This is a genomic window from Amycolatopsis sp. NPDC051102 (genome assembly GCF_040682815.1).
GTDB lineage: Bacteria > Actinomycetota > Actinomycetes > Mycobacteriales > Pseudonocardiaceae > Amycolatopsis.
On the sequence record NZ_JBFBBT010000019.1, the window covers coordinates 14,398 to 37,113 of the forward strand.

The following is a 22,716-nucleotide window of genomic DNA, read 5'->3' on the forward strand; positions in this document are numbered from 1 at the left end:
CGACCGGGCTCCGCCACCCGGAACGCGGTTTCGCGTCGCCACGACCGGGAGCCGGTTCCATGCCGTACCGTCCGAGCTTGCAGAATGCTGCAGCCACGCCCGGGGGAACCGCACGCGTCCACCGGACGTCGGAAGCGCACGAACACCCCCCAGCGCCCGGAAGGCATGGACAGATGACCTACCCGCCTCAGCCGGGCCAGCCCGGTCAGCCCGACCCCTACGGCCAGCAGCCGCAGTCCGGCGGCTACCCGCAGCAGCCGTACCCGCAGCAGGGCGGGTGGGACCCCAACCAGCCGTACCCGACGCAGCAGTACCCGCAGCAGGGGTACCCGCAGCCGTCGGGCGGCTTCCCGGCGAACCCGCAGCCGGCGTGGGGTGACCCGTACGCGCAGCAGGCTTGGGCCGACCCGAACGCGCAGCAGCAGTCGGCGTGGGCGGACCCGAACGCGCAGCAGTACGGCCAGCAGGCGTGGGACCCGAACGCGGGCGGCCAGGTGTCCGGCTGGGACCCGGCGACCGGCGGCTACTCGCAGGGCTTCGGCGGGCCGCCCGCGCCGCCGAAGAAGAGCAAGACCGGGATGTGGATCGCCATCGGCGCCGCCGTGGTCGTCGTGCTCGCCCTGGGCATCACCGGGTTCGTCGCGCCCGGGTTCTTCCTGTCGAAGGACGAGAACACGGCCGCGGCCCCGGCGTCGAGCACGTCCGCCCAGCCGACGAAGCCGACTGCCCCCCGGAAGACGGCTACCTCCGCGAAGGTGACGCCGCCCGACAGCGGTGGTAGCGGCGGCGCGGACGCCAAGGTCGTGCTGCAGGGGTTCATCGACAAGCTGAACGCGGGCGACAACGCCGGCGCCGTCGCGCTGGGCTGCGCGGACTCGAAGGAGCTGCTCGAGTCGTGGCTCTCGACGTTCCTCAAGCCGCCGCTGCAGCTGCAGCTCGGCGACGTGCCGACCGACAAGTACCTGGTCGAGGGCCAGGTGACCGGGACGGCCGCGGGCAAGCCGGTCAAGGGCACGCTGAGCGCGACGAACTTCGACAACAAGGGTTTCTGCGTCAGCACCATGCTGGTGTCCTGAGCCGGTGAAGCTGTGGCGATCGCCGCTGGCGTGGACGTTCCTCGCATCGGTGGTGCTGCTGCTCGGGGTCGGCGGCTGGCTGCTGACCGACCCCGCCACCAGCCGCAGTGACGCGCTGAAAACGGGCGGCCTGGCGGGCGGCGCGATCGTGGCGCTGTACGCGCTCTGGCTCAACGACCGGCGTCGCCGCGTCGAGGAACGACGCCAGGACATCGAGCGGCAGCGCCACGAACTCGAGTCGCAGCGGGCGGAGCAGGACCGTGCCCGGGTCGCGGACGAGCGGTTCGCGAAAGCGGTCGAGCTGCTCGGCCACGCGGCGGACCAGGTGCGGGTGGGCGCGTTGCACGCGTTGGCGGGCCTGGCGCGCAGCCGGCCGGAATACACGCAGACGGTGCTGGACGTGCTGTGTTCGTACCTGCGCCGTCCGTTCGAGCACCCGCGGTACAACAAGGAACTCGACCGCAAAGAACGCGGCGGCACCCGGGGCACGCCGGAGCAGGAGGAGGAGCTCCAGGTGCGCCTCACCGCGCAGCGCCTCATCAAGGATCTGCTCCCGCCGGCCGACGCGCCGGACGCCCCGGACTACGACCTGGACCTCACCGGGGCCGTCGTCGAGTACCTGGATTTCTCCGGCCGCCGGATCGGGGGACTGCTGCTGAGGTACGCAGCCCTGCACAGCAGCACCAACCTGAGTGGCTGCCGCTTCAAGGACAAGGTGTACTTCACGGCGGCGGGCACCGACGTCGGCCGGCTCATCGGGTACTTCCGCTGCCGGGGCGCGGTCTTCGAGAGCCACGCTTGGTTCAGCGGAACCCACTTCGCCGAGCTCACCGACTTCACGGACACGACCTTCGCCGGCCCGACCACGTTCAAGGACGCACAGTTCGCCGACGACGCGCTGTTCACCGGGGTGAAGGTGACGAGCTCCCTTGATCTCCGGCGAGCTTGCTTCCACGGGCAGACCGACCTGCGATTCGGGACGCTGCCGGAGTCGGTTTCGCTGTACAACACGCTTGTGCGGGCGGAGAAGGATGTTCGGCTGCCGGGGGTTTGGCGACTGGAGGAGCTGAGCGATGGGGAGGCTCGGATCGTGGCGAAGGTGGGTTGAGTAGCGGACCTGCGCCGCCGCGGTCCTCGGAGGCCCTCAAGCGGCCCCCGCCCTCCCTAGGGGGGCGTCCCCAAGTCCAGTCTATCGGTGGGTGCCGACGAAACCCCCGGAAATGCCCGGGCGTCCTCGACCTGTCCACAACCGCACCGGGCTGTGGACAGGTCGGCAACGTCAGTCGAACAGGGCCGGGAGCGTGCCTTCCCATGCCTCGCGCAGCTCGTCGAGCGTGAACTCCGTGATGCCCTGGAGCTCCAGCGTGCCCGACTCCGGGTCCACCACGCCCGTCTTGCGCCACGGCAGCCCGCGGGCCGTGCACATCTCCGTGAAGCGCAGCTCCTCCGTGCGCGGGACCGCCACCAGTACGCGGGCCGACGACTCCGAGAACAGCTGGACGAACGGGTCCTGGTCCGCGTCCAGGAAGACCCGGGCGCCGCACTGTCCGATGAGGACCGTCTCGACCAGGGTCTGGATCAGGCCGCCGTCGGAAAGGTCGTGGGCCGCCGAGATCATTCCGTCGCGGGAACCCGCCACCAGGATTTCGCCCAGCAGCTTCTCGCGAGCCAGGTCGACGCGAGGCGGCACGCCGCCGAGGTGGCCGTGGAGCTCGCGGGCCCAGGCCGAGCCGTCCAGTTCGTCGTGCGTTTCGCCCAGCAGCAGCAGGGTTTCGCCCGCCTCCGCGCCGATGCCCGTCGGGATGCGGCGGGTCACGTCGTCGATCACGCCGAGGACGCCGATCACCGGGGTCGGGAGGATCGCCGTCGAACCCGTCTGGTTGAAGAAGCTCACGTTGCCGCCCGTCACCGGGATGCCCAGCTCGACGCAGCCGTCCGCGATGCCGTGGACCGCCTGCTCGAACTGCCACATCACGCCCGGGTCGGTCGGGGCGCCGAAGTTCAGGCAGTCCGACACCGCCACCGGTGTCGCGCCGCCCGTCGCCACGTTGCGGTACGCCTCCGCCAGCGCCAGCTGCGCGCCGCGGTACGGGTCCAGGTACACGAACTTGCTGTTGCAGTCCGTCGACACCGAGACGCCGCGGCCGGTCGACTCGTCGATGCGGATCATGCCGGAGTCCGACGGCTGCGCCAGGACGCTGTTGCCCCGCACGTACCGGTCGTACTGGGACGTCACCCATTCCTTCGACGCCTGGTTCGGCGACGAGATCAGCTTCAGCACGTCCGCGCGCAGTTCGTCCGGAGTGGACGGACGCGGCAGCGACGCCGACGTGTCCGCAACCAATGCGTCCTGAGTGGACGGACGCTCGATCGGCCGGTCGTACACCGGGCCCTGGTGAGCGACCGTGTGCGCCGGGACGTCGACGACGACCTCGTCGTGCCAGGTGATGACCAGGTGCTCGCCGTCGGTGACTTCGCCGATGTCGGTCGCGATGACGTCCCACTTGCGGCACACCGCCATGAACGCCTCGACGTTCTCCGGCGACACGACCGCGCACATGCGCTCCTGCGACTCGCTGGAGAGCACCTCCGCGGGCGTCATTCCCGTGGCGCGCAACGGAACCCGGTCGAGATAGATGTGCATGCCGCCGTCGCCGGCCGCGGCCAGCTCCGACGTCGCGCAGGACAGGCCGGCGCCGCCGAGGTCCTGGATGCCGACGACGAGCTTCTGCGCGAACAGCTCGAGGCAGCACTCGATGAGCACCTTCTCGGTGAACGGGTCGCCCACCTGGACGCTCGGCAGCTTCTTGCGGCCCGACGCCGACTCGTCACCCGAAAAGGTGTCACTCGCCAGGACGGAAACGCCGCCGATGCCGTCGAGGCCGGTGCGGGCGCCGAACAGGATGATCTTGTTGCCGGTGCCGGACGCGAACGCCAGGTGCAGGTCCTCGACGCGCATCGCGCCGACGCACAGGGCGTTGACCAGCGGGTTTCCGGAGTAGGACGGGTCGAACACCAGCTCGCCGCCGATGTTCGGCAGGCCGAGGCAGTTGCCGTAGCCGCCGACGCCGGCGACCACGCCGGGCAGCACGCGCTTGGTGTCGGGGGCGTCGGCCGGGCCGAAGCGCAACGCGTCGGCGACCGCCAGCGGCCGCGCGCCCATCGCCATGATGTCGCGGACGATGCCGCCGACGCCGGTCGCCGCGCCCTGATAAGGCTCCACATAGGACGGGTGGTTGTGGCTCTCCACCTTGAAGGTGACCGCCCAGCCCTCGCCGATGTCGACGACGCCCGCGTTCTCGCCGATGCCGGCCAGCATCTTGGCCTTCATCTCGTCGGTGGCGGTCTCCCCGAAGTAGCGCAGGTGCTTCTTCGACGACTTGTAGGAGCAGTGCTCGCTCCACATCACCGAGTACATCGCCAGCTCCGCGTCGGTGGGCCGGCGGCCGAGGATCTCGCGGATGCGCGCGTACTCGTCGTCGGCGAGCCCGAGCTCGCGGTAGGGCTGGGTGTGGTCCGGGGTCGCCCCGGCGCGCTCGGTGGTGTCAACGGTGCTGGTCACGGTGTCCGTGTCAGGGTTCGCCACGGCCGTCAGGATACGTGCCGCCCGGTGGTGCCCCGGACGGTGGGCCGCCGAAATCGGACGGGCCGGGTGCGGTGTGAGCGAGGCGACATCGAGGAAGGTCGGGGGCGGGGCGCCTCCTGTGGACAACTCGCGTGTGGGGGCGCTGTGCGGGCCGGAATTGTCGGTGCTCGCGAGTAACGTTGAAACCGGGGGTCCCCCGGGCGGCTGGGCGGCGCCGCTGGGGACAACTCGGGCGCATTGGCGCACTCTGGGGACAACGCGCGTGCGCGGGGCCGGAATTGTCGGTGCCCGCGAGTAGCGTTGAATTCGGGGGTCCCCCAAGGCGGGCGGGGCGGTGAGGCCCGGCGGACAGCGCCGGCGGCGGGTGCACGGGGAGTCCCCGAGCGGGTGCACGTGTGGGCGCGAAAGGTCGCCCCGGTGGGCGTGGTCCCGGAAAATCGGTCGCCTTCTCCCGGGCGTCGGCTTACCGTCGGGAATCGTGCTTTCCGCCACATATCCCTTCCCGCCGCTGCGGCTGCCCGCGCGGCCGACCGCGAGCCGGTTCCTGCTCGCCGTGTTCCGGGCCCGGCTCGGCTCGGTGCTCGGTGCGGCCGCGATCGGTGTCGTCTGGGCACTTCCGGGTGCGCTCGTGCCGCTGGTGATCGGCCAGGGCATCGGTGCGGTCGGTGCGCACGACGGTGCCGCCGTCTGGCGCTGGGCGCTGGCCGCGGCCGCGCTCGGCGTTGTGCAGGCGCTGTCCGGGACCTGGCTGCACTTCCTCAACTACGGCCTGTGGCTGCACGGCGCCGGCTCGACGCAGCGGACGGTGTCGGCGCACACCACGCGCGTCGGCGCCGCGCTTCGCGAACACACCACCACCGGCAACCTCGTCGCGATCAGCACCACCGACGTCAACCACATCGGGAACACCATCGAAATGACCGGGCGGGCGTTCGGCTCGCTGCTGGCGTTCGTCGTGGTCGCGGTGTGGCTGATTTCGACGTCGCCGCTGCTCGGCGTGGTCGCGCTGATCGGCGTGCCGCTCGCGGTGCTGGGCATCGGGCCGCTGCTCGCGCCGCTGCAGAAGCGCAAGGCGAAGCAGCGCGAGAAGCGCGGAGACGTCAACGCGCTCGGCGCGGACATCGTGTCGGGACTGCGGATCCTGCGCGGCATCGGCGGTGAGCGGCGGTTCTTCGCGCGCTTTCGCGAGACGAGCCAGCGGGTGCGGCGGTCCGGCATCGAGGTCGGCCAGGCCGAGGCGTGGCTGGCCGCGGCCGAAATCGCGCTGCCCGGCCTGGTCACCGTGGTGATCACCTGGCTGGGCGCGCGGCTGGCCGTGGCGGGCGAGATCGGCGTCGGGCAGCTGGTGTCCTTCTACGGCGTTTCGGCGTTCCTGATCTGGCCGGTCACCGCGGCGACCGAGGCGGTCGGCTCGATCACGTCCGGGCTGGTCGCGTCGCGGAAGGTCGTCGCGCTGCTGGCCATCCGCCCCAAGCTGGCGGACCCAGAGACGCCGGTACCGCTGCCCGAGGGGGCGCTGGAGCTGGTGGACACCGCGTCCGGTGTCCGGGTCGCGCCGGGTCGGCTGACGGTGGTCGACTTCGGCGCCGACGGCGAAGCGGTGGCCGACCGGCTGGCCCGGTTCGCCGACCCGGCCGAGGGCGAAGAAGTGCTGGTCGGCGGGGTGCGGGCGGACCACGTCGCGCTCGCGGAGCTGCGGCGGCGGGTCGTCTACGCGCACAACCAGGACATCTGGTTCTCGGGCGTGCTGCGCGAGCAGCTGGCCCCGGCGCGCCCTGGCGACGTGAGCATCACCGAAGCGCTGTACGCGGCCGACGCCGACGACATCGTCGACGCCCTGCCCAACGGCGTCGACGAGGTGATCGGCGAACGCGGGCGCGAGGTGTCCGGCGGCCAGCGGCAACGGCTGAACCTGGCCCGCGCGCTGGCGACCGACGCCGACGTGCTGGTGCTCGACGAACCGACGTCGGCGGTCGACGCGCACACGGAGGCCCGCATCACCGAACGCGTTGCGGCGCTGCGCCGCGGCCGGACGACGGTGGTGTTCAGCCAGAGTCCCTTGTGGACACACGTGGCCGACGAAGTCTTCACGGCGAAGGTAGTGACAGTATGAAACGGCTTCCCACGGCGTCCCGGCGGGACGTCCGCCGCTGGGCGCTGAAGACGGCGGCGATCCACAAACGCGAGTTCGGCCTGCTGCTGGGCTCGCTGGCCGTGGCCACCCTGATCGGGCTGGCCGGGCCGCAGCTGCTCGGCGCGCTCGTCGACGACGTCGCGGCCGGCACCACGACCGGGGGCGTCGACGTGCTGGCGGCGGCGTTCGTCGGGATCCTCGTGCTGCAGGCGCTGGCGCGGAAGATCGCGCGGATGCGCGGTGCGGTGTTCGGCGAGCTGGTGCTGGCCGAGACGCGCGAGGAGTTCGTCGGGACGGCGCTGCAGCTGCCGCTCGGCACGGTCGAGGCGGCCGGGACGGGTGACCTGCTCAGCCGGGCGACCACCGACCTCGGCCGGATCGACCACGCGGCGCGGTTCGCGGGGCCGGAGATCCTGGTCGCGGCGGTGACCGTGGTGTTCACGGTCGTCGCGATGGTGCTGACGTCGCCGCTGCTCGCGCTGGGCCTGCTGGTGGCGCTGCCGCTGCTGGTGCCGGTCAACGTCTGGTACCAGCGGCGGATCCCGGCGGTCATGCAGTGGATGCTCGACCGCTGGGCGGACCTGACGACCAGCGTCCACGAGACGGCGGAGGGCGCGCGCACGGTCGAGGCGCTCGGGCTGGCCGAGCGGCGGATCGGCGCCGCGTACGACGCGCTGGACCAGAGCATCTTCGGGGAGCGCCGGATGCGGGTGCTGCAGCTGCGGTGGCTGCCGTCGCTGGAGATCAGCTACGTGCTGCCGCTGGCGGTCATGCTGCCGCTCGGGCTGCTCGCGTACACGCGCGGCTGGGCCGGGCTCGGCGAGATCACCACGATGCTGCTGTACGTCCAGGCGATGGCGGCGCCGCTCAACGAGGCGCTGTTCTGGCTGGAGGACCTGCAGGTCGCGGCGGCCGCGGCGCGCCGGATCCTCGGCGTCCACACGGTCACGGCCGAGGAGACGCCGAAGGTGACCGACGTGCCGCGCGGCCGCGACATCGACGTGCACGACGTCCGGTTCGCCTACACCGCGGACCGCGAGGTGCTGCACGGCATCGACCTGCGGGTGCCACGCGGCGAGCGGCTCGCGATCGTCGGGCCGTCGGGTGCCGGCAAGTCGACGCTCGGCCGGCTGCTGGCCGGCATCGCGGCGCCGTCGTCGGGCTCGGTGCGGATCGGCGGCCAGGACGTCTCGGCGCTGGCCGACGACGTGCTGCGCGGCGAGGTCCTGCTGCTGACCCAGGAGCACCACGTGTTCTCGGGGACGCTGCGGCAGAACCTGGCGCTGCCCGCCCGCCGCGAAGGCGGTGACTGGACGGACGACGAGCTGCTGGCGGCGCTGGACTCGGTGGGTGCGTCGGACTGGGTGGCGTCCCTGCCGTCCGGGCTCGACACGAAGCTGGGCTCGGGCGAGCACCCGGTGCCGGCGGCGATCGCGCAGCAGCTGGCGCTGGCCAGGGTGGTGCTGGCGGACCCGCACACCCTGGTCCTCGACGAGGCGACGTCGCTGCTGGACACGGGCTCGGCGCGGGACCTCGAGCGGTCGCTGAACAACGTGCTGTCGGGCCGGACGGTCATCGCGATCGCCCACCGCCTGCACACGGCCGCGGCGGCCGACCGGGTCGCGGTGGTCGAAGGCGGCCGCATCACGGAGCTGGGCGCGCACGACGAGCTGCTCTCCGCGGGCGGTTCGTACGCACGGCTGGTGGCGGCGGCCAGCTGAGGCCCGGGGACAGGGCCCGGGGCTGTGGACAACCCGCGTCCGCAGCCCCGGAACTGTCGGTGCCCGCCGGTAGAATGGTTACCGGGGGCCGAGGGCCGCCCTCAGGCCTTGACGAGCGCGTCCACCGCGCTGAAGAACATGCCCAGCCCGTCGTCCGACGGCCCGGTCAGCGCGTCGATCGCGTGCTCCGGGTGCGGCATCAGGCCCACGACCCGGCCGTTCTCGCTGCGGATCCCGGCGATGTCGTTGCGCGACCCGTTCGGGTTGCCGCCGACGTACCGGAACACCACGCGGCCCTCGCCCTCCAGCTCGTCCAAAGTGGACTGCTCGGCCATGTAGCAGCCGTCGATGTTCTTCATCGGGATGAGGATCTCGGCGCCGGCCTCGTACCGGGTGGTCCACGCCGTGTCGGTGTTCTCCACCCGCAGCCACTGGTCGCGGCAGATGAAGTGCAGGCCCTGGTTGCGGATCATCGCGCCCGGTAGCAGGCCGGCCTCGCACAGGATCTGGAACCCGTTGCAGATGCCGAGCACCGGCATGCCCGCGCGTGCCGCCTCGATCACCGGCGTCATGACCGGCGCGAACCGGGCGATCACGCCCGCGCGCAGGTAGTCGCCGTAGGAGAACCCGCCGGGGACGATCACGGCGTCGACCTCGTGCAGGTCTTCGTCGGCGTGCCACAGCGGCACCACCTCGCCGCCGGCGTAGCGGACCGCGCGCGCCGCGTCGCCGTCGTCCAGCGTGCCCGGGAAGGTGATGACGCCGATGCGCGCGCTCACGCGTCCACCCGCTTGATGGTCCACTGCTCGATGACCGGGTTCGCGAGGAAGCCTTCGGCGATCTTCTCCAGCGTCGCGTCGTCGACCGTGTCGTCGACCTCGATCTCGAAGTGCTTGCCCTGGCGGATCTCGGTGATCCCGGTGAACCCCAGGCGGCCGGCGGCGCCGAGCGCGGCCTGTCCCTGCGGGTCGAGGATTTCGGGCTTCGGCATGACGTCGACGACGACTCGGGCCACGGCAGGCTGCTCCTTATTCACGCAGGTCGTGGATACCCCGCGAGCATAGTTCACCCTCTCGTCCCCCTGGCGGGCCCCACCGGGAAACCTAGACTGAGGCTTATTCTGGCTAGGCCGCCGCGCCCCGCACGCGGGCCGCTGGTCACCGCAAAAGCCATGCGGCGGCCGACGGCTGAATAAGCCTCACTGGCTCCAGGCGCGGGGCTGCGCCATGATGGGTCGTTGACTTCTCGCCAACAGGAGGCACCGTGGCCGTCCAGGAGTCCTACGACTACGTCATCGTCGGCGCCGGCAGCGCGGGCTGCGTGCTGGCGAACCGGTTGACCGAAGACCCCGCGGCCCAGGTCTTGCTGCTCGAAGCGGGCGCGGAGGACACCGCGGACGAGATCCACATCCCCGCCGCGTTCGCGTCGCTGTTCAAGACCAAGTGGGACTGGAACTACGAGACCGTCGAGCAGAAGCACACGGGCAAGACGTCGTACTGGCCGCGCGGGAAGATGCTCGGCGGCTGCTCGTCGATCAACGCGATGATCTACATCCGCGGCAACCGCGCCGACTACGACGGCTGGCGCGATTCCCACGGCGCCGAAGGCTGGGGCTGGGACGACGTCCTGCCGTACTTCAAGCGCGCCGAAGGCAACCAGCGGCTCGGCGGGCCGCTGCACGGCACCGACGGCCCGCTGCACGTCGAGGACCGCCGGTTCACCCACGAGCTGTCGCACGCCTGGGTCGACTCCGCCGTCGCGTGGGGCCTCAAGCGCACCGACGACTTCAACGGCGAGAGCCAGGAAGGCGCCGGCGTCTACCAGGTGACCTGCAAGAAGGGCCGCCGGTGGTCCACGGCGGACGCCTACCTGCGGCCGGCCCTCGAGCGGCCGAACCTCACGGTCAAGACCCTCGCGCCCGCGACCCGCGTCGTCTTCGAGGGCACCCGCGCAGTCGGGGTGTCCTATTTGGACAACGGCGTGGAGCGCACGGCGCGCGCTTCGGCGGAGGTGATCCTGAGCGGCGGGGCGGTCAACTCGCCACAGCTGCTGATGGTTTCCGGCGTCGGACCGGCCGAACACCTGCGGGAGCACGGCATCGACGTCGTCGCCGCACTGCCCGGCGTCGGCGAGAACCTGCACGACCACCCGGCGTGCGGGATCATCTGGTCCACGCGGGGCACGACCGACCTGGTCGACGCGGCCACTCCGCGGGGCTTGATCCGGTACCAGCTGACGAAACGCGGCCCGTTGGCGTCGAACATCGGTGAAGCGGGCGCGTTCTACCCGACCACGGACGGCCTGCCGGCGCCGGACATGCAGATCCACGTGGCACCGACGTTGTTCTACGACAACGGGTTGCGCGAACCGACCGTCCCGGGCTTCACGTCGGCGGCGACGCTGGTGGACGTGGCGAGCCGTGGACGGCTGCGGCTGAAGTCGGCGAATCCGTTGTGGAAGCCGGAAATCGACCCGGCTTACTACTCGGAGCCCCGCGACATGGAGACGATGATCGCCGGGTTGCGGGCGTTGATCGAGATCGGGAAGTCAGGGCCGTTGCGGCGGTTCCTGGACAAGCCGTTCCTGCCTTCGCGGCACGACTTGAGTGATGCCGAGCTGGCGGAGCACATCCGGGAGAACACGCAGACGCTCTACCACCCGGTGGGGACTTGTGCGATCGGTTCGGTGGTGGATCCGGAGCTGCGGGTGCGGGGCGTGGAGGGGTTGCGGGTGGTCGATGCGTCCGTGATGCCGGTGGTGCCGCGGGGGAACACGAACGCGCCGACGATCATGGTTGCGGAGAAGGCGGCCGACTTGATCCGGGGGCGGTCGGTGTAGCGGCGCGGGCCTCGGCCCCCCGGTATCCAGTCTAGCGGCGGGGACCGACAGTTCCGGGGCTGCGGACGGGAGTTGTCCACAGCCCCGGACGGCTCAACGCTTGCCGTGGAGGATGGTCACCAGCTTGGCCACCAGGGCGTCCGTCGATTCCTTGCGGGTGAACGACGTCAACGTCAGCGGGGCCGTGAAACGCTGGCGGGCGATCGCCTTCGTGCGGGCGAACTCGCGCAGGCCCTCCGGGCCGTGGATGCGGCCGAAGCCCGAGTCGCCGACGCCGCCGAACGGCAGGGAGGCGATGCCCGCGAACGACAGCGGTGCGTTGATCGCCGTCATGCCCGTGCGCAGCTTCTCCGCCAGCTCCACGCCGCGGGACTTCGAGAACACCGTCGAGCCCAGGCCGTACTTCGTGTTGTTCGCGCGCTCGACCGCTTCGTCCATGTCGCGGACCTTGGCGATCGTCACCGTCGGGCCGAACGTCTCCTCGGTGACCGCTTCCGAGTCCTCCGGGACGTCCACCAGCACCGTCGGCTGCGCGTACCGGTCGCCGACCGCGTCCTCGCCGCCCAGGACCGCCTTGCCGCCGCGGGCCAGCGCGTCGTGGATGTGGCGCTTGATCACGCCCAGCTGGGACGGCATCGTCACCGGGCCGTACTGGGCCGCCTCGTCCGAGCCCGCGCGGACGTCCTTGGACTTCTCGACCACCTTCGCCACGAACTCGTCGTGGACCTTCTCGTGGACGTACACCCGCTCGACGCCGATGCAGGTCTGGCCCGAGTTCGAGAACGCGCCCCACACCGTCGCGTCGGCCGCCGCGTCGAGGTCGGCGTCCGCGTCGACCAGGACCGGGTCCTTGCCGCCCGCCTCGATCACCACCGGGGTCAGGGTCTCGGCCGCCGCCGCCATGATGCGCTTGCCCGTGGCCGTCGAACCGGTGAACGCGATCTTGTCCACGCCCGACGTCACCAGCGCCGCGCCCGTCTCGCCGAAGCCGGTGACCAGCTGCAGCACCGGCTGCTCCGGCACGATCTCGGCGAACGCGTCGACCAGCCACTTCCCGACGCCCGGCGTGTACTCGCTGGGCTTGAACACGACCGCGTTGCCCGCCGCGATCGCGTACGCGATCGAGCCCAGCGGGGTGAACACCGGGTAGTTCCACGGGCCGATCACGCCGACCACGCCCAGCGGCTGGTACTCCACCGTCGCCGCCTGGTTCGACATCAGCAGGCCGGCCGAGCGCTTCTGCTTGCCGAGGATCTTCTTCGCGTGCTTGCCCGCCCACGCGATGTGTTCGATGGCCAGCACGCTCTCGAGCTGCGCGTCGGCGATCGGCTTGCCGGTCTCGTCGCGGACGACCTGGCACAACTGCGGCAGCCGCCGCGTCAGCACGCCCTTCCAGCCCTTGAGCCGCTCGGCGCGTCCGGCGAACCCGAGGCCCGCCCACCACTCCGCCGCGACGCGCGCCCGTTCGACGGCCGCCTTGACGTCTTCCGCGGAGTGGATCGGGTACGTTCCGACCACCTCGTCGGTCGCCGGGCTGAGCGAGTCGAAGGTCTCGCCGACCGACGTCGGCTTCGGCTGGACGGCAGTCATCGGCGTCTCCCGTGGTTCGAGGGTCAGCCCAGGTTACGACGTTACTGACACCGTGCCAATAGCTCGTGCGGGCTTCCGCACCAGCATTGCACCGGCGATCGCCGCGGCAAAGACACCGAACAACGGAGCGAGCCACAACGGCAGCACGCCGACCGCCAGCGAGCCGAGCCCGAAGCCGGCCGCCTGCACGGTGAAGCTCAGCGAGAACCCCGCTGACCTGCGGTTCTTCGGCAGCAGACGCTGCAGGTTGACCGAGGTGGCGGCGACCAGCGGGCCGGTGCAGCCGCCGATGACCGCGACCGACGCGACCAGTCCCGGCCAGCCGAAATCCGCGGCGAGCGCGAGCCCGCCGACGACGAACCCGCCGAGGAACAGCCGGGGGTCGCCGGTCTTGCCGCGCCACGCGTAGAGCGCGCTGCCCGCGATGCTCGCTCCGCTCAGCACGGCGATCACCACCGGTGCGGCCGCCTCCGGCGCGCCGAGGCGCTGCACCAGCGGCAGCGGCGCGACCTCGATCGTCGACAGCAGCAGCCCGACGGTGAACGCGCAGCACAGCCACGGCAGGTACGTGCCGAGCCGTGCGGGCGGGACGTCGCCGGCGGAGTCCACCCGATCGTGCGCCGCCGCGCGGCGCGGGACGAGCATGGCGGCCACTACGCAAGCCGCGGCCATGGCGACCAGCGGGACGACCGTGCCGGCCAGGTCGAGCAGCGCGACCAGCGCCGGGCCGCCGATGAGCACGCCCTCGAGGAGCATCGCGTCGACGGAGATGGCGCGCGGCAGCAGGGCGTCGTCGACGGTGTCGGCCAAAAGCGTCCGGAACCCGCCGGACAACGCTCCGGCCGAGATCCCGGGCAGCAGGACGAGCGCGACGAGCACCGGGGCGGATGCGCCGGCGGCCATGGCGAGGGCGGCGAACCCGGCCGCGGTCAGCAGCAACAGCGCGGTCAGACCGCGGACCGGGCCGACGCGGTCGAGCAGCCGGCCGACCGGCACCGCGCACGCCATCTCGGCGGCGACGTAGGCCGACATCAGCACACCGCCCAGCCGGTACGACCCGGTCGTGGCCGTGGTGAGCAGGGTGAACGCGAGCGGCGCCATGGTCGCCGGGAGCCGCGCGAACTGCACCCCGGCCGACCAGCGCCAGTAGGCGCGGTGGGTGAACAACGACATGGCACCACGCTCTCCGGCCGGCGTCCTGCGGCACACTGATTCGGGTGAGAGCGAATCACCGGTGATCGAACTCGTGCTGACGGCGGCCGGGAGCCAGCGCGTCCGGTTCGCGATTTCGCCGCTGGAGGAGGTGCTGGGCGCCGTCCAGACGCTGCTGGGCGTCCGCGGGCACCCGGCGCACCTGCCGTGGGTGTCCGACGCGCCCGCGCTCGACGTCCCGGAGCTGGCCGCGGTCCTGAGCGCGCGGCACTACATCACGGAGTTCCTGAGCCCGCCGCCCGACGGCCCGGAGACGACGGCCGAAGCGCAGCTGCGAGTGGTCCGGGCGACCCCGCCGGCGCAGGTGGCGCTGGAGCTCGGCATGGTCGACGCGGATCTGTCGGCGCTCCCGGACGACCCGGCGGCCGCCCGCGACCTGCTGGCCGACCAGCTGGAGACGGTGTGGCTCGCGCTGCTCGCCCCGGAGTGGCCGCGCCTGCGCGAACTCCTGGCGGCGGACATCGCGCACCGGACGAGCCGGCTGGGTTCGGGCGGCCTCGCGTCGATGCTGGCCGGCCTGCACCCGCGGATCCGCCTCACCGGGACGTCGGTGCTGGTCGACGTCCGCGCCCGCGAGCGGCTGGAGATCGATTCACGCGGGTTGCTGCTGATCCCGGCGGTGTTCGCGTGGCCGAACGTCGGAGTCGTGACGGTGCCGCCGTGGCAGATTTCGGTCCTGTACCCGGCCCGCGGCGTGGCATCGCTGTGGACGTCGGCGACGACGCCCCCGGACCCCTTGGTGGAGGTCCTCGGCCGGACGCGGGCGCTGCTGCTGACGACGCTGGGCACCCCGTCGGCGACAACCGAGCTGGCCCGCCGGTACCGGCTGGCCCCGGCAACGGTTTCGGCGCACCTGACGGCGTTGCGCGCGGCGGGGTTGCTGACGTCGGAGCGGCGGGGGCACCGGGTGCTGTACCGGCGGACCGACCTGGGCGACGCGCTGCTCGCCGGGAGCCTGTGAACGTCGGCGGCCGCGCGTGTTGGCCAGGTGGCGGCGATCAGGACTAGGCTGAAATGGTTACCTGTGAAGGAGAGCCATCGATGCGTATCGTCCATTTCGGACACGCCTGCCTGTTGCTGGAGACCGGCTCCGAGCGGATCCTGATCGATCCCGGCGTGTTCTCCACCGGCTTCGAGGGGGAGCGGGAGCTGTCCGCCGTGCTGGTCACGCACCAGCACTTCGACCACCTCGACGTCGAGCGGCTGCCCAAGGTGCTCGAAGCCAACCCCGGGGCCAAGCTGATCGTCGATCCCGGTTCCGCGCCCGAGGTCGAGAAGCTCGGGCTCGAGTTCGACGTCGCCGACGTGGGTGCCGCCTTCACCATCGGCGAGACCTCGATCAACGCCGTCGGCGGGGAGCACGCCGTCATCCACTCCGACATCCCCGTCATCCCGAACATCGGGTACGTCTTCGACCACGGGGCCTTCTTCCACCCCGGCGACTCGTTCTTCGTGCCCGAGCAGAAGATCGACGTGCTGGGGCTGCCCACCGGGGCGCCGTGGCTGAAGGCCGGGGAAGCCGTCGACTACCTGCGGGCCGTTGCGCCGCGGGTGGCCGTGCCCATCCACGAAGCCGTGCTCGCCAACCCGGCCATGCACTACGGGCTGTTCGGGAACCTCGCGCCCGAAGGCACCGAGGTCAAGGTGCTCGACCGCGGCGAACCGGCGAAGTTCTAGGCCGCCACCGTGCGCAGCGAACCGTAGGTTGCGCCGAACGCGCGGTTCTCCAGCGCCACGTCCACCGCGTCGAGCAGGGCCTGGCGGAGACCGGGGCGGGTGAGGTCCGTGGCTTCCACCCCCAGCCGGACCAACCCGCCCCGGCGGGCCGCGCGCGCCGCCGCCAGTACCAGCGCGAAGCAGCGCACCGTCTCCGTGCGGTGCGACTGGCTCGTGAACTCTTGGACCCGCGCGCGGCGCACCTCGCCCGTGACGAGGTCGCGCACCGCGCCGAGGTCCGCGCACAGCCGGAAGCCGTGCTCGGCCAGCGCCTGCAGCGTGCCCTGGGACGCGATCCAGCGCGGCGGGGCGAAGCCGTCGACCGCCAGCCCCGCGGTGTCCAGCGACGCCTTCGCCGCGATCAGCCGCAGCCGGGCCTCGTGCGCCGGCAGCGTCGCGAACTCGGCCTTCTTGCCCAGGTACACCGTGCGGTGGGTGGGCGTCACCGTGTGGTCGTAGCCGTGCAGGAGCACGGAATCACCGCCGCGGGCGCGGGTGCGCACCCACTCCGTCACCGGGCCTTCGCCGGTGCGGGCGGCGTACAGCAGCGAGAGCGGCACCCGGCGGCGGTCGAGCTCGGCCGCGAGGTCGGCGCACCGGTGCAGCGTGCGCGGGGTGATTCCCGACAGCGAAACCAGCAAGCGAGCATCCACGACCACCATTGGGACGCACGCGGCTGACGTCGCCGTGAACTGCGCAGAACGGGCGGGCGACCGTTACCGGAAGGGTCAGACCCCTTCGCGCAGCCGCTGGACCGCCACGGCGATCCGGCCGCGCAGGTCCGGGTCGGCGACCTGGCCGTCGGCCACGTCCGCGCGCGAGATCGGGATCCGCACGCAACCCTCTTCGACGATCTTCGCGCCCGCGTACGTCAGGACCTTGCGCAGCGAGTCGTGCGCGTCCTTGCCGCCGGTCGGGGCCGCGATCGACGACGCGTTGATCCAGGCCACCGGCTTGCCGTAGATCTCGCCGCCGCCGACCGTCCAGTCCAGCAGGTTCTTGAACGAGCCGGGCAGCCCGCCCGCGTACTCCGGGGTGCAGATCAGGAGCGCGGACGCCTCCTCGATCGCCGCCCGCAGGGCCGCGACCGCCGGGTGCAGCGGGTCGCGGTCGTCATCGGGGTTGAAGTGCGGCAGCTCGCCGAGGCCGGTGTAGGTCGTGGTCGGCGTGAGCGTCGCGACGGTCCCCAGCACCGCCGCATTGACCGAGCCTGCTCGCAGGCTGCCGCAGATCAGCAGGATCACGGGGCCAGTCTGCCAGGGAAAGCCCGGTGATGCGCTGGTACGCCTCGATGTAGCGGTCACGGGTGGCCGTCACCACTTCGGGGGGCAGCGGTGGCAACGCGGACACGCAGTCCCAGCCGGACGCGGGGTCGACCAGCCAGTCGCGGACGTGCTGCTTGTCGAACGACGGCTGCGGAACGCCGGGCCGGTGGCCGTCGGCGAGCCAGTAGCGCGCCGAATCCGGCGTCAGCAGCTCGTCCGCGAGGACGAGCCCGCCGTTCGCCCCGATGCCGAACTCGAACTTCGTGTCGGCCAGCAGCAGGCCCTGGTCGGCCGCGTGCGCGGCGCCCCGGCGGTACAGCTCCAGGGACGCCTCCCGGACCTCCTCGGCGAGCGCCCGGCCCAGCACCGACACGCACGTGCCGAAGTCGATGTTCTCGTCCTTGTCCCCCGACCGTGCCTTGGTGGACGGCGTGAAGATCGGCTCGGGCAGCCGCGCCGACTCGGCGAGCCCGGGCGGCAGCGTCAGCCCGCACACCTTGCCCCACCTGCGGTAATCGGAGTACCCGCTTCCGGTGAGGTAGCCGCGGACGACCGCCTCCACCGGCAGCATGTCGAGCCGCTCGACCAGCAGCGCGCAGCCGCGGACCGGCGCGGGAACCAGCGGCCCGTCCCAGGCCACCAGGTGGTTCGGGAGGACGTCGGCGAGTTCGCGGAACCAGAACACGCTCATCGCGGTGAGCACCCGGCCCTTGTCCGGGATCTGGGTGGGAAAGACGCGTTCGAAGGCCGAAATGCGGTCGGAGGCGACGACCAGCAGGTGGTCGTCGCCCACGGCGTAGAGGTCACGAACCTTGCCGGAAGCGAGCCTCCGGGTCGTGGGGAGGGGTGTCACGCACCGAACCCTAACGGGCACCCTCTGCCACCATGGATGATGCTGGCATGGCGTACGACTGGATCTCGGTGACGACCGACTACGGCCTGCGCGACGGCTTCGTGGCGGCCTGCCACGGCGTGATCGCGCGGCTGGCACCCGCCGTGCGGGTGATCGACGTGACGCACGAGGTGCCGCCCCAGGACGTGCGGCACGGGGCGATGGCGCTGGCCCAGACGGTGCCGTTCCTGCCGGCGGCGGTCCACGTGGCCGTCGTCGACCCCGGCGTCGGCACCAGCCGGCTCGGCGTGGTCGTCGTCGCCCGGGACGGCCTGCTGGTCGGGCCGGACAACGGCCTTCTGCTGCCGGCCGCCCAGGCCCTCGGCGGGGTCCAGGCGGCCTACGAGCTGGCCGAGCCCTCGCTGCGGCTGTCGGCGACGTCGGCGACCTTCCACGGGCGGGACGTCTTCGCGCCCGCGGCCGCCCACCTCGCGCTCGGGGTCGCACCGGCCGACTTCGGCGACCCGGTGGACGACCTGGTCTCGATGCCGGAGCCGTTCGTGGCGGCGTTCCCCGGGAAGCTCGTGTCGGAGGTGCTGACGGTCGACCACTTCGGCAACGTCCAGCTCGCCGCGACCCCGGCCGACCTCGAGCTTTCGGGCCTGTCGGGTGCGGTTTCGGTGCACAGCGAGCGGGTGGCCGTGACGACGGTGATCGGGCGGACGTTCGCGGACGTGCCCCCGGGCGCGAGCGTGCTCTACACCGATTCGGCCGGACGGCTCGCCGTCGCGGTCAACGGCGGCTCCGCGTCCGCGGTGCTCGGGCTCGGGCCGGCCCAGGAGTGCACGATCACCGCGTCACCGACGGCGACCTGACCCGGCCGCAGCACCGCGGCCTGCACTCCGAAGACCACCCCGCCGTCCGGGCCGCGCCGGTAGGTCGCGAGGGTGCGGATCGGCTCGGGGCCGGCCTTGGCGCCGGTTTCCTGGTCGATCATCGGGACCGTGCAGCGGACGCACTGCTGGGCGTAGCCGAACTTCGCGGTGCCCGCGGACAGTTCGCGGGCACCGTCTTCGCGGTGCGGTTCCGCCCAGCCGGCGATGACGATGTTGGGGCGGAACCGGTCCATCGGGATGGGGTCGCCCTGCCCGGCGGCGATCCGCTCGTTCAGGGTGTCCAATGAGGACTCCGAGGTGATGAGCAGCGCGTGCCCGTCGGCGAACGCGGCCGTGCCCGGGGTGTGGCCGCCGGTGACGCGGTCGTGGCCGGGCGCGATGCGGATCAGCTCCGCGGGCCGGCCGAGCAGGTCCGAGAACCACTCGTCGGCCGCTTCGCCTTGGCGGACGCCGTCGCCCTGCCAGCCGTACGTCGACGTCGGGCGGCGCGGGCCGTCGAGCCGGATGGGGAAGACGACGTCGTCCCGGCCCGGGGCGGACAGCGCGAGCCGGTCACCGAGCACCCGCGGGCGGACCGCCGCCAGCACCGGGTGCGGCCGCTGGGTGAGCACGCCGCCTTCCGGCGTGACGAGCTGGAAGACCCGGTCGTGCGCGAGCCCGGCCGGCGTCACCTCGGCGGACGGCACGTCGGTGCCGGCGCAGCCCTTGACCGGGTAGTACGTCAGCCGCGCGATTCTCGCCATCTCCGCAGGTTACCCGGGTCGCGGCCGTCGAAGCGTCTCCGTTTCAGAGGACCTGCGAAAGGAACCGCTGCAGGCGCGGGCTCTGCGGCTCGTCGAAGATCTTGGCCGGCGGCCCCTGCTCGACGATGCGGCCCGCGTCCATGAACGCCACCTCGTCGGCGACGCTGCGGGCGAAGCCCATCTCGTGCGTCACCACGATCAGCGTCAGGCCGCGCTCGGCCAAGCCGGCCATCAGGTTCAGCACGCCCTTGACGAGCTCGGGGTCGAGCGCGCTGGTGGCCTCGTCGAACAGCATCACCTCGGGGTCCATCGCCAGCGCCCGCGCGATCGCCACGCGCTGCTGCTGGCCGCCCGACAACGCGCTCGGGCGGTACGGGGCCTTGTCCGCGAGGCCGACCTCGGCCAGGCGGGCGCGGGCGATCTCGGCCGCCTCCTCCTTGCCCAGCTTCTTCACGCTGCGCAGCGGCAGCACGATGTTGTCCAGCACGCTGCGGTGGCCGAACAGGTTGAAGTGCTGGAACACCATGCCCACGCGCTGGCGCAGCGCGTCCGGGTCCGACCGGATCACCGACTCGCCGTCGAGCAGCAGGTCGCCGGAATCCGGCTCCTGCAGGCGGTTCACACAGCGCAGCAACGTCGACTTGCCCGAGCCCGACGGCCCGATCACGCACGTCGTCCGGCCGCTTTCCACGCGCAGGTCCACCCCGCGCAGGACCTCCAGCGTGCCGAAGCTGACGTGGATGTCCCGCAGTTCCACACTGGACGAACGCACCGCCGTCGTCACGAGCTGACCTTCCCGCTGGCGACCAGGTCCAGCTCATCACCTTCGCCCGGCTCGTCCGCGCGCACCTTGCGGCCGGTCCGGAGCTTCTTGTCGATGTAGTTCACCAGGTGCGTCAGCGGCACGGTGATCACCAGGTAGACGAACCCGGCGGCGACCAGCGGCGACAGGTTGCCGGTGTTGGCCGCCAGGTCCTGGCCGATCCGGAACAGCTCGCGCTGCTCGGACAGCAGGCCGAGGAAGTACACCAGGCTGGAGTCCTTGATCAGCGAGATGAACTGGTTCACCAGCGCCGGCAGCACCCGCCGCACGCCCTGCGGGATGATCACCAGCAGCATCGCCTTGCCGTAGCTCATCCCCAGCGCGCGGCTGGCCTCCAGCTGTCCTTTGTCGACGCTCTGGATGCCGGACCGGAAGATCTCGCCGATGTAGGCGGCCGCGATCAGGCTCAGCGCCAGGATGCCCAGCGGGTACGGGTTGGTGCCGACGACGTCCCGCGCGAGCGTGCCGAGACCCTGGCCGATCACCAGGATGGTCAGGATCGCCGGCAGCCCGCGGAAGATGTCGGTGTACACCCGCGCCGGCCAGCGCAGCCAGATCTTCGTGGACAGGCCCATCACCGCCAGCACCATGCCGAGCACGGTGCCGATCAGCGCGGACGTGACCGCCAGGATCAGCGTGTTGAGCAGGCCGGTCTTCAGCAGGTCCGGGAAGACCTGCCAGATGTACTCCCAGTTCAGGAAGGTGTCGAAGAATTGCTCCATGAGGGGATTACTGCCCCGGCTTGAACTCGGCCGGCACCGGCGCGCTGGGCTCGAACTGGTCGTGCACCTTGACCCAGGTGCCGTCCGCGATGACCTTCTTCAGGCCGTCGTTGACCTTGTTGATGAGGTCCGTGTTGCCCTTCTTGAACGCGAACCCGTGCGGGATGGTCGTGGTGATCGCCTTGGTCACCTTGAGCTTCGCGTCCGGGTTGTTCTTCGCGTAGTCCTCGGCGGTGGCCTGGTCGAACACCGCGCCGTCGACGGCGCCGGTCTTCAGCGCGGCCAGGGCCGCGGCGTCGTTGGGGAACCGGACGGCCTGCGCGGCCGGGGCGTTGGTGCCCAGCCAGGTGTCCGAGACCGTGCCCTGGACGACACCGATCCGCTTGCCGGACAGGGAGTTCTCGTCCGTGATGCCGGCCGTTTCCTTCGCCTCGATGCCGAGGGCCTGGTAGTTGTACGGCGCCGAGAAGTCGACCGTCTTCTTGCGGGCGTCGGTCTGGGAGATCGCCGAGCTGCCGATGTCGAACGTGCCGTTCGCGACCTGGCCGAGCAGCGCCGAGAAGTCGGTCGCGACGAACTCCAGCTTCAGGTTCTCCTTCGCCGCGATGGCCTTCAGCAGCTCGTTGTCGAAGCCGGTGAAGGTGCCGTTCTCCTGGTAGGCGTTCGGCTTGGAGTCGCTGAGCGTGCCGACGCGCAGGGTCTTGTCACCGCCGCTGCCCGAACCCCCGCCGCACGCGGTCAGCGCCGCGAGCAGCGTCGCCGCGATCGCCGTGACCAGTGTCTTCTTCATGCTTCTCCTAACCCTGGAACCCGGCCGGCACCGGAGCGGTCGGCAGGAACTGCTGGTGCAGCTTAAGCCAGGTCCCGTCGGAGATCACCTGCTTGAGCCCGTCGTTGATCTTGCCGAGCAGCTCGCTGTTGCCCTTCTTCACGGCGAAACCGTGCGGCACGTCGGTGGTGAAGCTCTTCACGACGACCAGCTTGGCGTCCGGGTTGTCGGTGACGTTCTTCTCGGCGATGCTCTGGTCCAGGATGTACGCGTCGACCGCGCCGGTCTTGAGCGCGGTCAGCGCGGCGGCGTAGTCGGGGAACCGCACGGCCTGCGCGGTCGGGACCGTGCTGGTCAGCCAGTGGTCGCCGACGGTGGCCTGGATGACGGCGACGCGCTTGCCCGCCAGGCCCTTTTCGTCGGTCACCGGGGTGCCCTGCTTGGCCTGGATGCTCATGGTCTCGAAGTCGTAGGCCGCGGAGAAGTCGACGGTCTTCTTGCGCTCGTCGGTCTGCGCGATCGCCGAGCTGGCGATGTCGTAGCGGCCGGACGCGACCTGCCCGAGCAGCGCCGAGAAGTCGGTGGCGGCGAACTCCAGCTTCAGGTTCTGCTTGGCCGCGATGGCCTTGAGCAGCTCGTTGTCGAAGCCGGTGTAGTTGCCGTCCTTGAGGAAGATGTTCGGCGGCGCGTCGCTCAGCGTCCCGACGCGCAGGGCCGGGGAAGCGCTGTCCGAACCGCCGCACGCGGTCAGCGTGAGAGCGGCGGCCAGCACGGTGACGATCAGCTTCTTCAT

The 22,716-nt window shown here is 71.5% G+C and carries 21 protein-coding genes; 8 read left to right on the forward strand and 13 right to left on the reverse strand.

Annotation, left to right across the window (positions count from 1 at the left end):
• Positions 1 to 173 precede the first annotated feature (173 nt).
• Together AB0M93_RS36475 and AB0M93_RS36480 are read left to right on the forward strand one after the other, a co-directional pair.
• Positions 174 to 1,076: a hypothetical protein gene (locus tag AB0M93_RS36475; protein WP_364282586.1), complete on the forward strand. Its 903-nt coding sequence runs from the start codon at positions 174 to 176 to the stop codon at positions 1,074 to 1,076.
• A 4-nt stretch (positions 1,077 to 1,080) separates the two neighbouring features.
• Positions 1,081 to 2,184 carry a pentapeptide repeat-containing protein gene (locus AB0M93_RS36480; RefSeq protein WP_364282589.1) on the forward strand — a complete coding sequence of 368 codons (1,104 nt, stop codon included), beginning with the start codon at positions 1,081 to 1,083 and terminating at the stop codon, positions 2,182 to 2,184.
• Between the two features lie 171 nt (positions 2,185 to 2,355).
• Here the strand turns inward: AB0M93_RS36480 and purL are convergent, their stop codons facing one another.
• Positions 2,356 to 4,638 carry a phosphoribosylformylglycinamidine synthase subunit PurL gene (purL, locus tag AB0M93_RS36485; protein ID WP_364283017.1) on the reverse strand — a complete coding sequence of 761 codons (2,283 nt, stop codon included), beginning with the start codon at positions 4,636 to 4,638 and terminating at the stop codon, positions 2,356 to 2,358.
• A 502-nt stretch (positions 4,639 to 5,140) separates the two neighbouring features.
• Between purL and AB0M93_RS36490 the strand changes: the two genes are divergently transcribed.
• Both AB0M93_RS36490 and AB0M93_RS36495 read left to right on the forward strand, forming a co-directional pair.
• A complete protein-coding gene (locus AB0M93_RS36490) occupies positions 5,141 to 6,775 on the forward strand; it encodes an ABC transporter ATP-binding protein (RefSeq protein ID WP_364282592.1) in 1,635 nt (544 codons plus the stop codon).
• Complete coding sequence (locus AB0M93_RS36495) at positions 6,772 to 8,517, forward strand: ABC transporter ATP-binding protein (protein WP_364282595.1); 1,746 nt, start codon at positions 6,772 to 6,774, stop codon at positions 8,515 to 8,517. The genes AB0M93_RS36490 and AB0M93_RS36495 overlap by 4 nt, the downstream gene beginning before the upstream one ends.
• Positions 8,518 to 8,618: 101 nt before the next feature.
• Here the strand turns inward: AB0M93_RS36495 and purQ are convergent, their stop codons facing one another.
• A complete protein-coding gene (purQ, locus tag AB0M93_RS36500) occupies positions 8,619 to 9,296 on the reverse strand; it encodes a phosphoribosylformylglycinamidine synthase subunit PurQ (RefSeq protein ID WP_364282598.1) in 678 nt (225 codons plus the stop codon).
• On the reverse strand, positions 9,293 to 9,532 hold the full coding sequence (gene purS / locus AB0M93_RS36505) for a phosphoribosylformylglycinamidine synthase subunit PurS (protein WP_003056885.1): 240 nt from the start codon (positions 9,530 to 9,532) through the stop codon (positions 9,293 to 9,295). Before purS ends, purQ begins: the two co-directional genes overlap by 4 nt.
• A gap of 248 nt (positions 9,533 to 9,780) precedes the next feature.
• Here purS and AB0M93_RS36510 point away from each other — a divergent pair, with 248 nt between their 5' ends.
• The gene (locus AB0M93_RS36510; RefSeq protein WP_364282601.1) at positions 9,781 to 11,355 is read left to right on the forward strand and encodes a GMC family oxidoreductase N-terminal domain-containing protein; all 1,575 of its coding nucleotides are present in this window, start codon (positions 9,781 to 9,783) and stop codon (positions 11,353 to 11,355) included.
• Between the two features lie 93 nt (positions 11,356 to 11,448).
• On the opposite strand, the gene AB0M93_RS36515 is transcribed toward AB0M93_RS36510, so the two are convergent.
• Positions 11,449 to 12,945 (reverse strand): aldehyde dehydrogenase family protein, encoded by a 1,497-nt coding sequence (locus AB0M93_RS36515; RefSeq protein ID WP_364282604.1) that lies wholly within the window; start codon positions 12,943 to 12,945, stop codon positions 11,449 to 11,451.
• Positions 12,946 to 12,978: 33 nt separating this feature from the next.
• Positions 12,979 to 14,118, reverse strand: a complete 1,140-nt coding sequence (locus AB0M93_RS36520; protein WP_364282607.1) for an MFS transporter — start codon at positions 14,116 to 14,118, stop codon at positions 12,979 to 12,981.
• A gap of 61 nt (positions 14,119 to 14,179) precedes the next feature.
• Between AB0M93_RS36520 and AB0M93_RS36525 the strand changes: the two genes are divergently transcribed.
• Together AB0M93_RS36525 and AB0M93_RS36530 are read left to right on the forward strand one after the other, a co-directional pair.
• A complete protein-coding gene (locus AB0M93_RS36525) occupies positions 14,180 to 15,118 on the forward strand; it encodes a DUF5937 family protein (protein ID WP_364282610.1) in 939 nt (312 codons plus the stop codon).
• A gap of 80 nt (positions 15,119 to 15,198) precedes the next feature.
• Positions 15,199 to 15,834, forward strand: coding sequence for an MBL fold metallo-hydrolase (locus tag AB0M93_RS36530; RefSeq protein WP_364282613.1), 636 nt, complete (start codon positions 15,199 to 15,201; stop codon positions 15,832 to 15,834).
• Here the strand turns inward: AB0M93_RS36530 and AB0M93_RS36535 are convergent.
• The 3 genes from AB0M93_RS36535 to AB0M93_RS36545 all read right to left on the reverse strand — a co-directional run bounded on the left by AB0M93_RS36535 (position 15,831) and on the right by AB0M93_RS36545 (position 17,991).
• Positions 15,831 to 16,535, reverse strand: a complete 705-nt coding sequence (locus tag AB0M93_RS36535; protein WP_364282616.1) for a DUF2334 domain-containing protein — start codon at positions 16,533 to 16,535, stop codon at positions 15,831 to 15,833. The genes AB0M93_RS36530 and AB0M93_RS36535 overlap by 4 nt on opposite strands.
• A gap of 66 nt (positions 16,536 to 16,601) precedes the next feature.
• Positions 16,602 to 17,066 (reverse strand): NADPH-dependent FMN reductase, encoded by a 465-nt coding sequence (locus AB0M93_RS36540; protein ID WP_364282619.1) that lies wholly within the window; start codon positions 17,064 to 17,066, stop codon positions 16,602 to 16,604.
• Complete coding sequence (locus AB0M93_RS36545; RefSeq protein WP_364282622.1) at positions 16,987 to 17,991, reverse strand: phosphoribosylaminoimidazolesuccinocarboxamide synthase; 1,005 nt, start codon at positions 17,989 to 17,991, stop codon at positions 16,987 to 16,989. Before AB0M93_RS36545 ends, AB0M93_RS36540 begins: the two co-directional genes overlap by 80 nt.
• Positions 17,992 to 18,038: 47 nt before the next feature.
• Between AB0M93_RS36545 and AB0M93_RS36550 the strand changes: the two genes are divergently transcribed.
• Positions 18,039 to 18,845 carry an SAM-dependent chlorinase/fluorinase gene (locus tag AB0M93_RS36550; protein ID WP_364283020.1) on the forward strand — a complete coding sequence of 269 codons (807 nt, stop codon included), beginning with the start codon at positions 18,039 to 18,041 and terminating at the stop codon, positions 18,843 to 18,845.
• Here AB0M93_RS36550 and AB0M93_RS36555 read toward each other — a convergent pair.
• The 5 genes from AB0M93_RS36555 to AB0M93_RS36575 are packed head-to-tail and all read right to left on the reverse strand — an operon-like array spanning position 18,728 to position 22,716.
• Entirely contained in the window at positions 18,728 to 19,609 is an 882-nt protein-coding gene (locus AB0M93_RS36555) for an MOSC N-terminal beta barrel domain-containing protein (protein WP_364282625.1), read from the reverse strand. The two genes, AB0M93_RS36550 and AB0M93_RS36555, sit on opposite strands and share 118 nt — an antisense overlap.
• A 43-nt stretch (positions 19,610 to 19,652) precedes the next feature.
• Complete coding sequence (locus tag AB0M93_RS36560) at positions 19,653 to 20,393, reverse strand: amino acid ABC transporter ATP-binding protein (protein WP_364243819.1); 741 nt, start codon at positions 20,391 to 20,393, stop codon at positions 19,653 to 19,655.
• Positions 20,390 to 21,154 carry an amino acid ABC transporter permease gene (locus AB0M93_RS36565; RefSeq protein ID WP_364282628.1) on the reverse strand — a complete coding sequence of 255 codons (765 nt, stop codon included), beginning with the start codon at positions 21,152 to 21,154 and terminating at the stop codon, positions 20,390 to 20,392. The genes AB0M93_RS36560 and AB0M93_RS36565 overlap by 4 nt, the downstream gene beginning before the upstream one ends.
• A 7-nt stretch (positions 21,155 to 21,161) precedes the next feature.
• Entirely contained in the window at positions 21,162 to 21,944 is a 783-nt protein-coding gene (locus AB0M93_RS36570) for an ABC transporter substrate-binding protein (protein WP_364282631.1), read from the reverse strand.
• 7 nt (positions 21,945 to 21,951) lie between these two features.
• Positions 21,952 to 22,716 carry an ABC transporter substrate-binding protein gene (locus AB0M93_RS36575; protein WP_364282634.1) on the reverse strand — a complete coding sequence of 255 codons (765 nt, stop codon included), beginning with the start codon at positions 22,714 to 22,716 and terminating at the stop codon, positions 21,952 to 21,954.